Genomic DNA, 16,785 nt, shown 5'->3' on the forward strand with positions numbered 1-16,785 from the left:
CGCTTTCAGAGAGAGTAGGAGATACCTCTTGTCTGTAAAAACTGGCAGTTAGAGCCAGAGAAAAGGTGCATTGTTCGGCTCAGGTGAGTTCCCCACCTTACCCTTTTTGGGAGTGAGGTGGGGTCACCACAACGATTGTTGAAGATCGGCATCGTTGGAAAGGAAGGACGACTGGAGGAATCAGGCGAAAATGGAAGCAGACATGTTGCTCATGCGTCAGCTTACCAATTTGGCGATGGTTTCGCCCAGGACCAACGCTCGGACTGCTGGATCTGGGGTGATCTGCTCGACCATGGTCCGGGCGACCAGAGGATTGCCATTGGGAGCATCCGAACTGAAAAGCGCACGTTCTGGGAGTTCGCGAATCGCCAGAGTCGGCGCGAGGGTGGTATACGCGGCAGACAGGTCCAGATAGGTTTGTGGACACGCCTTAGCCAACTTGATGGTCTCCATCCAGTGCAGCCCACCAAGATGCCCTAGGATCACCGGGACGCTTGCATACCGCTTGCTCAACGCGACCAAAGCGCGAATATCATCAAGTGTGAGAGGATCGAAGGTATGCACCCAGAGCGGCAGATTGCCCGCTTCACTGGAAAGCGCGAAAATTGGGTCCAACAGGCCAATCTGGCCTGGTGCGAGGGTGAACTCGCCGATGCCACGCATACCTGGCGCGATCACGTATGTTTGCAGCCAGTTCGCCGTGTCGTTATACGAGAGGCCCACAGGGACCCAGCCAAAGCCAATAAAGCGTGTGGGATGTGCTTGCAGTACCTGAATCTGTTCCTGAATGGCACCTTTCGCAACTTCTAGCCCGTTATTCCTTTGCCCGCTGATAATGGCAAAGAGCGTGGCCATTTCTTGCTCGAATGCCTCTAGATCGACGGCTTGCTCTGGATGAACGCGCGTGCTAAAGAGAACTGTGCGTTCAACACCTGCACTTTCCATCAGCGCGAGCTGCTGCTCAACCGGCAAGATCACGTGGGCGTGACTGTCTATAATCATTGATTGGCTCCTTTCCCTGATCAGGGGATATGACCGTCAGATGGTGCGCAACGCGCTCACGCAGTTCTTGCAATGTCTGAATGCACTCATCCAGTTCCGCAAGTTTCTGCTGATACCGTTCGATGCCAACTGCACAGAGCGGCGCACCCTGTTCTGTTTGCAGAAAACAAGGAGCAAGCAGTTGAATGTCTGTGAGCGAGAACCCCAGATGCAACAGATTGCGAATGCGCTGCACCTGTTCAACGGCCTGTGGACCATAGCTCCGGTAGCCATTCTTCTGCCGCGACGCATGCAGCACACCCATCTGTTCATAGTAATGGAGCGAACGGATGCTCGCCCCAGTGCGTTTCGCAAGTTCTCCAACATGCATAGCTGTTTCTCCTTCTGGACGGATCATACACCCTGACATTGATGTGAGGGTCAAGAGGTATCTGGTCGTATCTTACCATTTCTGACAGATTGGCCAAGAAGAGAACGTTTATCTCCCAAAAATGTACAAAGTCGAGATCAGAATCAAGAGATAAGTAGTCGCATGCGTCCGTTGGGAGCTGGTATTCTTGGTTCTCACAGTTCTCTTGATCCGCGCGAGCGTGAGATCCTCATTGATCGAACCTGCGCCCATTGTGGGTGTGAATATGAATGGGGCGTCCATGTCGCCGCCTATGGAGAGGCTGTCGGACTGGATCGCACACAACTGGAGGAACGGTCAATGGAACTGTCGCAAAGGCGTTGTGGTCGGAGCGCGAACACGTGCTGATCAGGCTCGTCGATGAATTGTATGAAACGGCGACCATCTCTGATGCCACATGGGAGCAGCTTGTGGCGATCTGGAGCATCGCACAGATTCTGACGCCATGCCAAATGTTGTGTAAAGGTAGAGGCGAACAACCGGTAACGGTCCCGAAACCTAAACCGCTGTTGCGCCTCCAAGGCGAGCGTGTGCCCCGAAACGTGAGCGCAAGACAAGCAGGAACATGTCGGGGCAAACCGCTCCCCATCGGGTAGGCTTCGCCGCAGGGGGGCAATGGTATCCGAACGCGAAGACAAGAAAGCCAGGCTAGACTCGTCTCTGGCAGACATAAATCATGTAGGGAGAGGTTGCTGTCAGAGGTTCTTGCTGCCAGTTTCCATAACACGAGCGGATCTGGAACCCATTGTAGAAGAGCAAGGCTTCCATCTCCTGGGGAAAGACGTAGCGCAGTGCTGAGCGATACTGCTTCTTCTCTTGGAGACCTTCTGGCGTGAGCCAGTGTTCCTGGAAGGTGTAGTTCTGAATCTGTGTGATCGGGTCGTACTCTGGATGCTCACTGATCACATATTGCCTTCCATCAGACATGGTGTACATCTGTGGTTCTGAAAAGCGAGCTTCGAAGAGATTGCGTAGCGAAGGATGGCGTGTTCCAAAGAGAAAGCGTCCTTCAGGATGCAAATGGTCCCGCACACGAGCCAGCAGTGCTTCCTGGTCCTCTCGTATGAGAAAGTGTTGAAAGGCATTCCCCAGCATGTAAATAAATGAGAACTGCCTCTGGAGATGGAATGTGCGCGCATCCGCCACGCTCCACTCAATCGAAACACCCTGTTTTGTCGCCTTGTGGGAGGCTAGCTCGATCATCTCTGGGATGATATCCACCCCTGTGACCTCATAGCCAAGCTTGGCCATGCGAATGGCCATCGTTCCGGTTCCACAGGCAAGATCGAGCAGAGGCCCACCAAGCGCGCGAGCCAGTTGCGCGGTCAAGGGATAATCCGCATCGTAGCCGCCTTCTTCCAAATCATATGCCTGGGCATCTCGATACCCTTCAAGATACTCTGAATAATCGATCATCATTGGCCCTTTCGCTCATTCGTCGTTCGCCACCGCATGAATAAAACCCAGGAACAGTATACCAGATAGGGAGCGGTCCGCCCAGGTGTGTTCCTGCTTGAGGGTGTCCGTCAATTTTTGCAATGGATTTGGGACGACAAGCCAACGCTCGTTTCCACGGATGATGGGCGGAAGGGCGTGAGGAACCAGGCAAGGTAGCAGCAAGTGCCATCGGACGAGGTGGAGAGGTGGGTGGCTTGGGAGCAGGAGGGCGAAATTGAAGGAGCTGGAGCATCAAGGAGGAGATCATCTGCTCAAGACGATGGGCCGCTCGCTCTTTTTGGCGCCGTCCCAGTTGGCGACGTTGCTCCATGCCAATTTCTTGCCAGCACTCCTCCCATCGCTCATTACAGACAGTGTTGCGTAAGGTGAGCATGGAATTGACATGGTTGGGCTCCCAATGCATCCCCGCTCCTTTGAGATGGACTTGCACCACCACTTTGTTGGCGCTTTCCACCATCCCTGACCCAATCGGCCAGCCTGCGGCTTGATAGTGAGGATACTGCATCAAAGCTTCGCGTTTGAGAAAATAGCCCACCTGTTCACGCACACCTTCCTGCTGGGCCAGCTCGGCTGGAAGGCGAGAAAGTAGCCAGAAGAGCAGACGAGGCCCCCGATGTTTGAGTCGATGACACGCTCGCTCCAGCAGATCGGCAGGCAGAGCCAGACCGGCTTGTTGCAAGGCTTGGATGAGCAGATTGAGATGCTCTGCCGCGTGAGGAAAATCCAAGATGCGTAGTGCCTGGGGGCAATGCAGATCAAGGAAGCCTTGCAATCACTCAGCTCCATCGGTGACTGCAGCAAGCTCTTTCGCCTGACTGACCCCTCGCCGTTGCGTCTCTACTTCAGCCAAGTTGGCAAAGGTCTGAGCATCACACATGCGGGAAAAATAGGAGAGATGGCGCACATGGATCTCTTGCCCTCCCGCCGAGGACGCTTCTTGCTCGACCTGTCCAAGAGCCACCGTCCGAGCTTCGGCCCATTGTCCTTTGAGTAAAGGCACATAGGCTCCATCGGCACTGATCACCAGACGCTTGGGGACTTGCTGGCAGGGGGATGCTCTGGCACAGGCAGCTGGGCCTGAGCCGTTTGCACCGCCAGGGCGAAGGTGCCTGCCTGTTGTGTCTGTCGACGCGTGGTGGCTTCACTGACCTGAACCCCTACCATGCGTTGCATCATCTTGGCGGCTTGCTCAAACGGCATGTAGCTGGAGAGATGGACCACATGCTCATGTTGCAGTGAGGTCAAGCAACTCCCTCTGGGGAGGGCTAACTCCTCATCGAGGGGGAAAAAGCCCTGTCCCGCCTGTGGGACAGGTCCCGTATGTTCTCGTGAGTTGGATCTCTTGCCTTCCAGCTCCTTGCAGACGGCGGGTCCGTTTCCCCCGAGCTTGCAGTGGAGTGCCACACACGGGACAACTGGGACGCTCTTGAGCTGGAGCACCATTCCAGTCGCGTTGTGCACTCTCTTGGGCCGCATCTTGAATGACTTTGGCTTCCAGTCGATTCAGGCGCCGATGCACTTCGTGTTCAATCTCGTGTAAGGTGGCCTTGGGATGGGCTCGCCGCACGCTTTGATATCGGTGAGAATCTGCTCACTCAGGTGTTGCCAGGCCTGATCGCTCTCTTCGCTCATGTGTTTCCTTCCCCTCTTGAGAATGAACTCATCTTCGCATAGGAGAGGCCCTTTGTCTAGCCTTGTGCAAAAAATTGACGCGCACCCCCTGCTTGAGTCCACAATTGGGGGCACATTGCGGATGGTCAAAATGCTTGGCAGAAGCAGCAAAGAAATGCTTGCTATTCGATCGAAAAAGACAAAAAACACCACCCCTCCTACCCCGCGTGGAAAGCGGGTTGCATCTGCCTCTCTTCTTCTCCCCTCAGGGTTACGAAACGGGAATCTTCGGCAGGCGAATATCCTGGATGACCGCTCACACAATGGTCAGGCAAGACGTCTCGGTGGTGAAGGCATCGATCTGATCCGTGCGCTGCCGGACATTGCTGAACAAGCTTTCAATCGCGTTCGTGCTCCGAATATACCGATGCATGACCGGTGGAAAGGCATAAAACGTGAGTAAATGCTCTTCGTCTTCGCAAAGGCTGCGGATGGCCTCGGGATAGCGCTTCTGATACTTGGCTTTGAAGGCTGTCAGATTCAAGAGCGCCTCTTCTTTTGTTTCCTGGTGCCAGATCCCTTTGAGTTCGGCCATTACCTCCTGCTGCTCGCGTTTGGGAATCGCACTCATCACATTGCGTTGCTTATGGACCAGACAACGTTGGCGTAGCGTCGAGGGAAAGAGTTCGGCTATCGCTGCAAGCAATCCCTCATGCCCATCAGTGACCAGAAGATCGACCTCTTTCATTCCACGTGTCCGCAGGCCTTGCAGTAGAGCACACCAGCCATCCTTACTTTCCTCGGCACTTGCACGAAAAGCCAGAACTTCCCGACTTCCCTCCAGATCCACCCCCAGCGCCGTTAAAATCATGGTGGCATCCGTTTGGGCTCCATGGCGAACGGTAAAATGGATCCCATCCAGATAGATGACGCGGTAGTGGGAAAGGAGAGGACGTTCGCGCCAGGTTTCATATTGCTCGGTCAGGCTCTGGTTCAAGCGACTGACGGCACTGGCACTGGGAGCCACTCCCATCAGGGTTTGAGCAACCTCTCCGACTTTGTGGGTACTCGTGCCGCTGACGAACATTTGGGTCAAGGCCTCAGCTACCTCTGGTTCGTAACGACTGTACCGCTCGAACGCCTGACTGTGAAACACTCCTTCACGATCTCTGGGCACGCTGAGATCTTCAATACGACCCGTCGAAGTGACTAAATCGCGGGTGTAGGAGCCATTGCGGTATCCCCGCCGATTGGGAGTCACTTCCCCCCACGATGCGCCAATACACTGCTCCAGTTCTTCACGCATGACTTGTTCGAGTAACACTTGGACGGCACTGACCGCCAGACGACGTAAATACTGACGAAATTCCTCCTGTTCTGGCAGGGTAAGAGATGAAGACTCGGCTTTTGGATTCTCAGCGGACGGCGTGATATCCTTTTTCTTGTGCACAGGCATGTCCCTCTCCTTTGCTTGAATTGACTTCCATAGACATTGGAGATGTCTATGCCTGTATTATCTTCTCTCTCGAGCTCATTTGGAAAGGTTGTCATTACACAAGACTCGGCATGGTGTCCAGATTCTGGAACTGATCATTATTGTTGGTTGGTATCACCTCATTTCCTTTGTCGCAAATGCAGCGCACATTGAATATGAACCGTGGGCTGCCCGTTTCCCTCAGAATGAAGGGGAAAAGGAGTAACGTGCAAATTACTCCTCCAGACGAATGAAAGGGAGAGTAGAGTAAAGAGCACATCAGGTGCTATCTCCTTGTCGTTTCATTTTGACGTTTGGGCAAAGGACTCTTCATGATGGCTAGAAAACAACATCGTCCTGCAGCGACTTTGCAGTGTCTCTTAGAACCGCAGTCTATCTATTGCCAAGAGTGTGACCAGCTCATGTGGGTCGCCTATGCGACTCGTCGTACGGTCACGACCCTCAACGGAGTCACGCGCTTAACGCTCAAGATTCGCCGTTGCCACGATGAGAACTGTACTCTCTATCACCAGCCTTATCGACCTGAAGAGGAAGGAGCATGGGCATTACCGCATGGAGAGTTTGGCCTCGATGTGATTGCGCTGGTTGGGATGCTCCGCTATGAGAGCCATCGCAGTGTTCCAGAGATCCACCAAGATCTTTGCAGGCGGGGAGTGGTCATCGCAGAGCGCACGGTCACCAATCTCTTGGCTCGATATGAAGAACTGGTGGCACTCCACTTGACGAATCGTGTTCGCTTACGTGAGTGCCTCACCACGCAAGGCTACGTGGTCCTGGCCCTTGATGGGTTACAGCCGGATGTGGGACATGAAGTCTTATGGGTGTTACGTGACTGCCTGTTAGGAGAGATCCTTCTGGCTCGCAGCCTGTTGAGCTCCAACGAAACTGATCTTGCTGGGCTTCTGCGCGAGATTCAGCAATCCCTTCCTGTCCCGATTCGTGGAGTCGTCTCGGATGGGCAACACTCTATTCGCAATGCTGTAGAGACAGCATTGCCAGACGTGCCACACCAGCTATGTCACTTTCACTATTTACGTGAAGCTGCGAAACCTGTCTATGAAGCGGATCGACATGCCAAAAAGGAACTGAAGAAGCATATTCGCGGAGTGCGCCCAATTGAACGGTCTCTCGAACAACGAAAGGATACGGAGGCAGAGGTTATTCGAGGCTATTGCCTCGCGGTCCGAAACGCTCTGACCGATGATGGACGCCCACCACTCAGCGCCCATGGGCTCAAACTCCATGGGCGCATTTCTTCTATTGCTACGTCACTTGCTCGGATTGCTGAAAAGGGGAGCTTACCGCGCGAGTTAGAACGCATGCACTCTTTCTTAACGAAAGGATTAGTGGAAACCCACCTGTTGTGGGCAGATGTGGAAATGGGCTACAGGTGGGTCCATCGAGCAGCACATCTCCTGACGAATCATGAAAAGCAGAATGCGCTCCAGATACGTCAGAGTTATGAGACCCTTCTGTCAGAAATGGAGCAGACTCCAAAAACCACGGAAACACTTGCCACCATGTTTACTACGTTTGGCAAAGTCACGGCGAGTTATTGGCCTGGACTCTTTCACTGTTATGATGAGCCAAATCTCCCACGCACGAACAAATGATCTGGAGCAGTATTTCGGCTCGGCACGTCGCCATGAACGGCGCGCAACTGGGCGGGAAAGCGCCTCCCCTGGTCTCGTTGTGCGGGGTGCTGTTCGTGTCATTGTTCTCGTCGCTTCACCTCGTCATCATTTTAACGTCGCCGAGCTTCGCTTGACCGATATCTCTCGCTGGCGTGCGTTACGGAGTGAACTCGAGTATCTGGTAAATGACTTGCGACATGAGCGAGTTTGGCCCTCCGATGCAAGCACTTGCCCACCCACTTGAGCAACTCGTCTGTTACTGCCGACCAACGCGGCTCAAAAAGCGGGTTGACCGCTTTCGTTTTGGTAAATTCACAAACACAAAATAGCTTGAACTATGGAGTCTACCGCTCCATCTCCATCTGCTTCTGATCTGAAAAGTGTTGCTCTAGCGAAGATCTGTAGATGGTCGAGGCGCGTAGATGTCCATGTGGGAAGGACGCGAACGGATTTTTTCTTTGTCCGAGGCTAATACCTGAAGATTTATTATTTCCGCAAAATCTTATCCACTGCTTTTCCTTTTGCTAATTCGTCGATTAACTTATCCAAGTAGCGAATTTCCTGCATAGTTGGTTCTTTGATGTCTTCCACTCGGACACCACAAACCACACCCCTAATCAAAGCCCGCGAAGGATTCAGCCCAGGAGCCTCCGCAAAGAAGGTCTCAAAGTCTGTTTGTTTTTCCAGTTGGTCTTCTAACTCTTCCTGGCTATATCCTGTCAGCCAACGAATGATTTTATCGACGTCTGTTTTCGCGCGTCCTTTTTTCTCCGCTTTTGTAACGTACATGGGATAGACACTTGCAAAGCTCACTGTATAGATCCGATGTCCTGCCATGATACCTTCCTTCCTTCAAAGATTTTCCTTATTCTAGCACGGATATATGATACATGTGGGAAGGACGTGGTAAATGAGGTGACGAGTGATCAGGTTTTAGGGCGAAGAGTGATCACTCGGCGCGAAGAGTGAGCAGCTCAACTAATGGAAGGCTCAGCCGAGCCCATCTCAAAGAGAAACTGAAACTGCTCAAAGGATAACGATCTTTCTCATCATGTGAAGCGTAGAAAACAGAAGAAGGGTAAACGCTCTTGACATTGCCGTAGCGTCAAACGGTACACTTCCTGGAGAGAACTCTCCAAGGAGGAATTGACATGTTTCGTATCGGCGAATTCTCCCAAATCGCCCGGGTTTCAGGTCGTCTGTTGCGGTATTACGATGAGATTGGTTTGCTGCGTCCCCAGTCTATCGACCCAGAAACGGGATATCGCTACTACAGCGCGCGGCAACTGCCTCGGCTCAATCGCATTCTGGTGCTCAAAGAACTCGGCTTATCATTGGAACACATTGCCCGACTCCTGGATCAGGAGACCTCGGTTGAGGAAATTCGAGGGATGTTGACCTTACGCAAAGCCCAGATCGAGCAATCGGTTCAGGAAGAGATGGAGCGATTGCGCATCGTAGAGAGCAGATTGCAGCAGATCGACACCCATGGGCAGATGCAGGAGCCTGACGTGATCCTGAAAGCGGTACCAGCAACGCCGTTTCTTGGGCGACGCGACGTACTGCCCGGCATGGATGCGATCCAGCATCTCGTGCGCAGAATCGCGATGACGGTTCCGGCCAGGATGGGGCACCACAACCTTGGACATCTCACCGTTATCATCCATTCCCCCCTGTACGATCCTGCCGCCCTCGATGTCGAAGTTGGCTACCTGCTCCTGGGGAAAGGGCCACAGTCGCTCGAACTCCCCGAGGAAGAGGTGCTCACGCTGAGGACCTTGCCAGCAGTGGAGACCATGGCAACCCTGGCCCACGTCGGGCGGGTCAGCGACACCCATCAGAGTTCTGGAGCACTGGCGACCTGGATGGAACACCATGGGTGGCAGATGAACGGAGCGGGGCGCGAGCTCTTGATCCAGTTGCCGCAATCGCAGGAGCAGGACGAAGCGGTGGTCGAGATTCAACTGCCCGTGACCAGGTGCGCGTATCCTGCCCGCCGCAGTTGAGGTGTTGCCGCCGCTCGATGGATGGGAATGTAGGCTTGACTTTGGCGTAACGTCAAACGGTATACTCCTGCTATCACTTGTATAAAGTGGCGTGAAACAAACGGAAACGGCATACCGCTCCCTCAGCATACACCGAACCTCTCGTAAGGCGTATGTCTCGAGAACAGTACAAGATGGCTGTTGTTTACGAAAGAGATTGATAAAGGAGAAGCAGTATGACAATGCTTGATACCTTGATAGAACGGAACCAGGACTTCGCTACCCATCATTTCCCCAGGGGGTTATCCCTGATGCCAACCTTGAGAATTATGATCATTGGCTGTGTGGATCCACGCGTCGATCCGGCTCACCTGCTTGGTCTCCAGCCAGGAGAGGCAGTCGTGATCCGCAATGTGGGGGGGCGCATCACTCCCGCAACGTTGCAGACCATGGGGATGCTGAGCAGGATTGCCCAGGGGGAAGGTGGCCCTCCCGCCGGCGCGTTTCACCTGATCGTGCTTCAGCATACCCACTGCGGGATTGCGCACCTCCAAGGGCAACCGGCCCTGCTGGCGAGCTACTTTGGTATCGATCAGGAAGCACTGGCGGCCAAAGCGGTCACGGATCCTCACGCCGCAGTGGCGGTCGATGTGGCTGCCCTCAAGGCAAATCCCGCCCTGCCCGGCAACTGGCTGGTGTCCGGACTCGTCTATGACGTGACCATCGGCCTGGTCGAGGTCGTCGTGCCACCGGCTCCCTTGCGTCACCCGGAGAGCCAGGCGTAAGACGCGCGGGGGCGTCAGGCATGTCGTCTCTGCTCCCATCTCAACGCATCCCGTGGTCTTTCTCCACCTAGCAAACCAGGAGCTTTATCCCATGAATAAACCCAGAATCCTTGTTTTGGCCGCCGCTGGACGAACGGGCATGCCCGTTGCGCTGCAACTGCTGGACGAAGGCTTTCCCGTCACCGCCTTGGTGCATCGCGCCGATCAGCGCAGCGAACACCTCAAGGCCAAAGGCGCGGAGATCGTCGTCGGTTCGCTCACCGATCCCACCGATATGAGAACTGCGATGTCCGGGGCCAAACGTGCCTACTTCTGTGTGCCCAATGAGGCAGGGTACCTCAAAGCGGCAGCCATCTTTACGGTGGTCGCGGCTGAGCACCAATTGGAATCCGTCGTCGCCATGAGCCAGTGGCTGTCCAACCCCAATCACCCTTCCATCCACACGCGCGAGGTCTGGCTGGCGGACCGGTTGTTTGCGTTGTTACCGGGAACCGCGGTGACCACCATCAACGCCGGGTTTTTCGCGGACAACGAGATGCAAGTCTTACCGTTTGCCGCGCAATTTGGGCTGTTATCCTTGCCCTATGGGTCGGGTCTCAACGCGCCTCCTTCCAACGAAGATATAGCCCGTGTGGTGGCGGAGATTCTCGCGCGGCCAGAAGGGCACGCTGGCAAGACGTATCGGCCTACAGGCCCCGAACTGCTGTCTCCGCAAGACCTCGCGGCCATCCTCGGCAAGGTGCTGGGGCGCAAGGTCACCTACCGCAATGCGCCGATGCGGATGGTGGCCAAGATTATGCGCGGGCGCTTGTCTCTGTACAACCTGGCCGCGTATTCGCAATACGTGATCGATTACCAGAAGAATGCGTTTGGCGTGAATGCGCCGACGGATGTGGTGCGCCGCATCACCGGCAGAGAGGCGGAGGATTTTGAGACCATCGCGAGGCGCTATGCGGCCACCATGCCGGGAGTCAGGCGCAGCTTCGTCATCCAGTTCAAGCTTATGCTCAGGATGATCATCTTGCTGCTCCGTCCAGCTCTCAAAACGGCTCCATACCTCGCTCTCGATGAATTTTCCGAGAGATCGCATGTGGTCTTCAGCGCGGACTCCCCAGAATGGCGTCAAAGCCATGAGCCGCAAACATACGAGCTCTCAGGAGAGAAAGCAGCGTTCGGGCACGGCCAATCATAAAAAGAGGGAAGCCCGGGATACATGCAAAATTCTATCACGAGGATCTCGTGATAGAATTTTGCATGTATCCCGGGCTTCCCTCTTTTTGGGCTGGAACAGGCGCGTCTCGCAGGGTTTCCTGCTACTATAGCCCACTCATAACAGGCAAAAACAGGAAAATTCGCGTGCTAATTTACAGAAACGATTGAGAATGATCCGCATCTCAAGCGGCTTCCCTCGTCGCCAATAGTTGAGCTGCTCACTCTTCGCACTAAAACCTGATCACTCGTCACCTCATTTACCAGGACGCGAACGGATTTTTGATAAATCTGTGGCTGACCTCCTCTTTTTTGAAGGAAGAATCAGCCACAGAATAGTCCTACTATCGTTCATGTAATTCCTACATTACATGTGGAACAGGCAAAAAAATAAACAACACCGCAGGAATTTACAGAAATGATTGAGCCCGATCCGCATTTGAAGCGGCTGCGCTCGCAGTTATGAACTGAACTGCTCATATCGGTGGGCAAGTGCTTACATCGGAGGGCCAAACTCGCTCATGTCGCAAGTCATTTACCAGGTGGTGCGTTCCCTTGCCTTACAGGGATTGGAAGTGCTCTCTGGCTTCTACCGTTTACGCTTGCTGGTCGACCAACTCTCTCGAATGATGCAATCTGGTTGTCGGGTCAATCCTCGCTCGACTGAACCCTGCTTGGCTCAGTTGCTTCTCAATGGTCTTGATTGGCTCTTAACTTAATGCCTATGGGGCTGCTGCTTTACAACCCTCTGTTTTTGTTGAACCATTCACGAGGATTCCAGAGAACCGGGTGGGCCCCTACAGGCTGAAAGGAGAGCTTCGGGTCATCAGATTGGACGAGGGCAATCAATTGGTACGAGTCAAGTAAAAAGCGATACGCATTGGTCGCAATGATATCGAGCACAGTCCAGGCAAACTGAGGGTGGCGGGCCGTAAAGGTTTCAAAGCGAAGAAAGACCAGAACGGTCCCTTGCTTTTGAGGGAGATCTATCTCGCTGAGGCAATCGTTGAATGCGTCCAGGTTTCGTCCGAAATACTCGGGAAAGCGTAGTCGCTGGCTCACATCGGTAAAGAAGTCCTCTGGTGATCTCCACTGGCGGCAGTCAAATGTCACCACTTCATAGTTCTGCTGGCTAAACCATTCAGTGGCCTCTTCAAGAATGCGCCACTGAAAATACAGGGCGATAGGCCCGTGCTGAAGTAGTTGCCTATCGAGTCGAGAAGCATGATCGATTTCCTCTGCCATGGAGCTCTCCTTTCGTTTTTCCACCGTGTCATCTTCCCTATCATATCTGTTCTGATTGGAGAAGACAAAGATCCCTGGTCGAAGCAATCGAGCGGCATCCTTCATCGGTGGAGGACCCAACCATTTTGACACATGACAATTAGCTCAGCATTCACCAAAAGTGGGACAGATCCGAAGGATGGACCGATTTTGCATTGAAGGATGGAAATTGATGCTTCATTGCCTGGGAAAACCGCTTCGCATCTGGTGTGACTGCCATTGGAAGTTGTAAATAACTGGCTTTGGGAAGAGCAAAACGATCTTGAGAACGCGATCAGATGAAGGCCCTTGAGTATTAATGGGGATTTTTACATACCCCCCGAAACGGTGCACTCGGCTTTGACCAGGCACCGTTTCGGGGGGTATGTAAAAATCCCCATCCTCTACTTACCATAACGCAAAGTGCCCCTTTGTTTTCAAAAAAACCAGAGATTCCATAAAGGAACCAATGAAGCACTTGAGGAGCACTAGAAGCTGTCGTAATACCTGTAAGGTCCATGCCAACATGGGCTGTGAGTCCCCCATCCACAGTCCGTTCAGCAATCGAAATACCTCGATCACAGAGCGTCTGGTGAATCTCTGGTACGCTGCGGTGAGAGGTATAGCGCAGCGCCCCAACCAGGGCAATCACGTCCAGACCAAACTCACTGTGCGGTAAGGCCCATTTCCCCTCTTCTTCTGGTTGGTAGGACCGATGATACCACTCGCACTGTGGATTGTGACACCGGCGAACACGCAGGATGAGCCGACAATTCCCCTGTAACGTGGTAATGGTCCGCTGAGTGCGGTACGCCACCGAGATCGAGTGTCCACAACGGTCGCAGTGCGTATGCAGACATGTCAGCACTTGCTCCGTTGCCGTAACTGGGCGACCTGTTTTTCTTGCCATAGAACGCTCACTAATCTGCAGCAGTTGAGGCTGGCCTGGCAGCGCGTTCCTGGAGGAGAGCCAGCCCTCCCAAACGATTACAGAAAAAAGCGAGACATCTCTGCCGCGACCAGTGCTGGTCGGCCACCCCTGTTTTTGTTGCCTGAACCACCGTGATTGAGGCCAGCAAATTCAACGCGTTTGACGTGCGGTAAGCGTTTTTCAAGGGCATCAAGTGCGGTTTTCAGATAGGCTGGGCTTCTACTGCCGCCCAGCAGCAGGACATCGGCCTGAATATCCTTGAAATTCTGCCAGGTATCCTGTGTCTCTTGAACGAGCTGCGCATCATACTGAAAGGTTGGCACGAGAGCAAGCATATCGCCTAACATGAGACGAGCCATGCCTTTGAACAAGAAGCCGGGCAGGGTGTGTCCAAATTGCTGCGTGCCTTTGGTAGCGACAACTAATGCCGACGTCTCGTCGCCTTTCTCTACTTCACGGGTAAATGCTTGGACCCAATCCAGCGAGAAGGAGCCATTGATCGAGAGTGGCGGTTCGTAGATCGCGATTTTCTGGACGGTCGGCAAGGTGAGAGCAGCCTGAAGGCAGATAATGGCTCCTGAGCTGAGTCCAAAGAGCAGGTGCGTATCGGTTTTGGCCAGAAGCGCTTCGATGTCTTCGACTTCTTTCTGGATGGTATAGCCGGAACCTATGGGGCCGCTCATCCCTCGCCCTCGCCGATCTGAGAGGTACACCGTAAAGTGTGTCGAGAGCTCATCGGCCAATTGTTGATGGCTTTCAGCCGTTTCGAGACCTCCATGGACGATCAGAAGCCCCGGCCCGTGGCCTACCTGTCGATAACCGATGATCGTGCCATCCTTCGATTTCACCGTGGAAGTAGTAGAGATTTCGTTCATGACGAATTTTTCCTGATCTGTCTTTTTCAATGTATGGACGAGAGCCTGGATCAAGTGAGGAGAACATGCCGAAGCCAAAGCTGACACGCTAGTTTTTCCCCTCGTTGGGTTCTTCCTTCTGTTGGGATTCTTCGTACTCCTGTGAGCCCGTTGCGCGAGAAAAGGTCATCCACTCAGTCAGACCCTCCAGTGTTCCCGACCTAATCGCTTCGGCGAATTGGCGCGCCCAGGCGAGTTCCGCCTCATACAGAGCAAGCAGGTACTCGCTCTCGATCAAATTGAGGCGCGAGATTCCACGCTGCACGACGCGTTGGAGGAAGGAGCGTTGCTGCTCAATCTCCATCTCCAGATGCGTACAGCGCTGTTCAAGAAGCACGACTGCATCTTCAGGTGGCAGTACCGGAATGAGCGAGAGTCCTGCCTCGAACTGAGTATACTCTTTGACCGGTTTGCTGATGAGCTCGCTCAGCCAGTCGATGAGTTCGATACGACCGGCCCTGGTCAGGCGGTAGACTGTACGCTCAGGACGGCGGCCCTCGCGCTCGCTCTCACGTGCGCTGATGAGTCCGTGTCGTTGCAGCGCCTCAACGACGGTGTAGAGCGCGCCGAAGTTCAGCTTGATGCTCTGGTCCTTCCCCCGTTCGCGTAGTGTTGTGGCTATCTCATATGGATGCATGGGGTGTTCCGTGAGACAAGCAAGGACCGCCAATGCGAGTGGATTCTGAATCTTGCGTTTTGTCGTCATTTCTCCTCTGTTCTGATCTGTACCCCAGAAGGAGGGGAGGTGATATCTTTGTCAGACTATTCTGTTGAGAATATATAATAGAGAATATTTGTTGTCAAGTACTAGGTCGTTTGGATCTGTTCGCGAGTGTAAGGTGAAAGCAGGCTTCTGGCTTCTCCCGGAGAACTCCCGTGAAGACACCTTCCTGTTCTTACAGAAAGCCCAGCAAAGAAAGATTACCGCCGTAGAAAAAAATAAGGCCAGGACACTAATACAATCAGTCCCTAGCCGAGCTCAATTATTGCCATTGTGCTAATTTAAATCGCCTTAGGTTCATTTTCGAGATTTACGCCATTCCCTTAGCTGTTCGCGTTTGCCATTTGCCCCAAGGTGCATTTTCAGCGCATCCACAGGAGAATAGCGAACATACAGATCTCTGTTATCTTGCTCTGCCAACCGCACATAGGTATTAATCATCTCAAGCGTTGCATGACCTAACCAGCCTTGAGGGGGTATTGTCAACTTGCTGAGCACCATTTCTGCGGGAGAACCGGTTTTTCCCACATTGATACAGTGACCCGAAAAAAGGCAAATCTAGCCATTTCGGTGTTCACACATATGTTAATGTGACTTTATCTTGTATTGAGACCCAGTTGACATTTACTTACGGCACTTGCTACAGCGATGTGACCGCTCATGCTCTGGAATATCATCTTCGGTGGCAGCATAATGTTTGGGATAACTCCCAGGAGGCGAAACAGTCATCAGATTCGATCCGCAGAACCCTGGCTCTGGCTTGAGACGTGATAGGTCATGCTATTTGTATGCGTCTGCTGTTTCACCCGCATTACGCAAGAACCCTTCTCGATTCCGAATCCGGCGATCTAATTCGTCCTGATCTGTAATCATTTCCATTTGTAATGACTCCTTTCTCGCATTTTCTCCAGCATGCCTCTCTCGATTCTCGATCTGAGCAATGGGTAGATTACCTGTTGAATCCTCTCTTTTCTAGCCTCCGACCACATTCCAGTCCATTGTTCCTGTAGAGGACCAACGTTTCGCGGTCAAAAGGGTCTGCTGCTTGCGTGGGGGGTGCGCTTTGAACCGGAGGACACCCTTGACCGGGGTAAGCGAACGCATTCTTCCACAGCCAGGGCATTCCACCAGGTTGACGTCACTGTTGGTAAACCGTTGCAGATCGATACGAACCACTCCTGAGAACGTGCAGTTGGCTGTTTTGCCCGTGTCTTCCTGTTCTTTCGCCGTTTCCACCGTTTCTACTGCGCTTAGTACATTCGGTATGGCGTTTTCAGAGACAGTTTGCTGTTCAGGCTCTTTTCCGTTCACACCCGGCGGTATTGTCAACTTAATTACAATTGTAGAGCTTATAGAAGAGAAACAGGC

Annotated in this window: 15 protein-coding genes and 3 pseudogenes; 6 read left to right on the top strand and 12 right to left on the bottom strand. The window is 53.3% G+C overall.

The window, feature by feature from the left end; translation table 11 throughout:
- Positions 1-216: 216 nt before the first annotated feature.
- Together JMJ04_RS43320 and JMJ04_RS43325 are read right to left on the bottom strand one after the other, a co-directional pair.
- Positions 217-1,002 (bottom strand): amidohydrolase family protein, encoded by a 786-nt coding sequence (locus JMJ04_RS43320; protein ID WP_201376585.1) that lies wholly within the window; start codon positions 1,000-1,002, stop codon positions 217-219.
- Positions 962-1,372, bottom strand: a complete 411-nt coding sequence (locus JMJ04_RS43325) for a MerR family transcriptional regulator (protein ID WP_201376586.1) — start codon at positions 1,370-1,372, stop codon at positions 962-964. The genes JMJ04_RS43320 and JMJ04_RS43325 overlap by 41 nt, the downstream gene beginning before the upstream one ends.
- Before the next feature lie 162 nt (positions 1,373-1,534).
- Between JMJ04_RS43325 and JMJ04_RS43330 the strand changes: the two genes are divergently transcribed.
- A complete protein-coding gene (locus JMJ04_RS43330; protein ID WP_201376587.1) occupies positions 1,535-1,759 on the top strand; it encodes a carboxymuconolactone decarboxylase family protein in 225 nt (74 codons plus the stop codon).
- 300 nt (positions 1,760-2,059) lie between these two features.
- Here JMJ04_RS43330 and JMJ04_RS43335 read toward each other — a convergent pair whose 3' ends face one another.
- The 4 genes and pseudogenes from JMJ04_RS43335 to JMJ04_RS43345 form a co-directional block, all read right to left on the bottom strand.
- Complete coding sequence (locus JMJ04_RS43335) at positions 2,060-2,830, bottom strand: class I SAM-dependent methyltransferase (protein ID WP_201376588.1); 771 nt, start codon at positions 2,828-2,830, stop codon at positions 2,060-2,062.
- Between the two features lie 112 nt (positions 2,831-2,942).
- Positions 2,943-4,345, bottom strand: a pseudogene (locus JMJ04_RS43340) (ISKra4-like element ISKra2 family transposase); the annotation flags it as partial.
- 27 nt (positions 4,346-4,372) lie between these two features.
- On the bottom strand, positions 4,373-4,501 hold the full coding sequence (locus tag JMJ04_RS48325) for a hypothetical protein (protein ID WP_268887435.1): 129 nt from the start codon (positions 4,499-4,501) through the stop codon (positions 4,373-4,375).
- Between the two features lie 295 nt (positions 4,502-4,796).
- The gene (locus tag JMJ04_RS43345) at positions 4,797-5,936 is read right to left on the bottom strand and encodes an IS256 family transposase (RefSeq protein WP_201376589.1); all 1,140 of its coding nucleotides are present in this window, start codon (positions 5,934-5,936) and stop codon (positions 4,797-4,799) included.
- A gap of 353 nt (positions 5,937-6,289) precedes the next feature.
- Here JMJ04_RS43345 and JMJ04_RS43350 point away from each other — a divergent pair.
- Positions 6,290-7,784: pseudogene (locus JMJ04_RS43350) on the top strand (ISNCY family transposase); the annotation flags it as partial.
- 311 nt (positions 7,785-8,095) lie between these two features.
- On the opposite strand, the gene JMJ04_RS43355 reads toward JMJ04_RS43350, so the two are convergent.
- Positions 8,096-8,446 (bottom strand): DUF2200 domain-containing protein, encoded by a 351-nt coding sequence (locus JMJ04_RS43355; protein WP_201376591.1) that lies wholly within the window; start codon positions 8,444-8,446, stop codon positions 8,096-8,098.
- Positions 8,447-8,760: 314 nt separating this feature from the next.
- Between JMJ04_RS43355 and JMJ04_RS43360 the strand changes: the two genes are divergently transcribed.
- The 4 genes from JMJ04_RS43360 to JMJ04_RS43375 all read left to right on the top strand — a co-directional run bounded on the left by JMJ04_RS43360 (position 8,761) and on the right by JMJ04_RS43375 (position 12,307).
- Positions 8,761-9,615, top strand: a complete 855-nt coding sequence (locus tag JMJ04_RS43360) for a MerR family transcriptional regulator (protein WP_201376592.1) — start codon at positions 8,761-8,763, stop codon at positions 9,613-9,615.
- A gap of 215 nt (positions 9,616-9,830) precedes the next feature.
- Entirely contained in the window at positions 9,831-10,379 is a 549-nt protein-coding gene (locus JMJ04_RS43365) for a carbonic anhydrase (RefSeq protein ID WP_201376593.1), read from the top strand.
- 91 nt (positions 10,380-10,470) lie between these two features.
- Entirely contained in the window at positions 10,471-11,571 is a 1,101-nt protein-coding gene (locus tag JMJ04_RS43370) for an NmrA family NAD(P)-binding protein (protein WP_201376594.1), read from the top strand.
- Between the two features lie 538 nt (positions 11,572-12,109).
- The gene (locus tag JMJ04_RS43375) at positions 12,110-12,307 is read left to right on the top strand and encodes a hypothetical protein (protein ID WP_201376595.1); all 198 of its coding nucleotides are present in this window, start codon (positions 12,110-12,112) and stop codon (positions 12,305-12,307) included.
- A 19-nt stretch (positions 12,308-12,326) separates the two neighbouring features.
- Here the strand turns inward: JMJ04_RS43375 and JMJ04_RS43380 are convergent, their stop codons facing one another.
- The 5 genes and pseudogenes from JMJ04_RS43380 to JMJ04_RS43400 form a co-directional block, all read right to left on the bottom strand.
- Positions 12,327-12,833 (bottom strand): barstar family protein, encoded by a 507-nt coding sequence (locus JMJ04_RS43380; protein ID WP_201376596.1) that lies wholly within the window; start codon positions 12,831-12,833, stop codon positions 12,327-12,329.
- 565 nt (positions 12,834-13,398) lie between these two features.
- Positions 13,399-13,761: pseudogene (locus JMJ04_RS47685) on the bottom strand (ISNCY family transposase); the annotation flags it as partial.
- A 77-nt stretch (positions 13,762-13,838) separates the two neighbouring features.
- Positions 13,839-14,657, bottom strand: coding sequence for an alpha/beta fold hydrolase (locus JMJ04_RS43390; RefSeq protein WP_201376598.1), 819 nt, complete (start codon positions 14,655-14,657; stop codon positions 13,839-13,841).
- Positions 14,658-14,745: 88 nt separating this feature from the next.
- Positions 14,746-15,402 carry a PadR family transcriptional regulator gene (locus JMJ04_RS43395; RefSeq protein ID WP_201376599.1) on the bottom strand — a complete coding sequence of 219 codons (657 nt, stop codon included), beginning with the start codon at positions 15,400-15,402 and terminating at the stop codon, positions 14,746-14,748.
- A gap of 987 nt (positions 15,403-16,389) precedes the next feature.
- The gene (locus JMJ04_RS43400; protein WP_201376600.1) at positions 16,390-16,653 is read right to left on the bottom strand and encodes a hypothetical protein; all 264 of its coding nucleotides are present in this window, start codon (positions 16,651-16,653) and stop codon (positions 16,390-16,392) included.
- Positions 16,654-16,785 lie beyond the last annotated feature (132 nt).

This window comes from Ktedonobacter robiniae (assembly GCF_016587375.1).
Lineage (GTDB): Bacteria > Chloroflexota > Ktedonobacteria > Ktedonobacterales > Ktedonobacteraceae > Ktedonobacter > Ktedonobacter robiniae.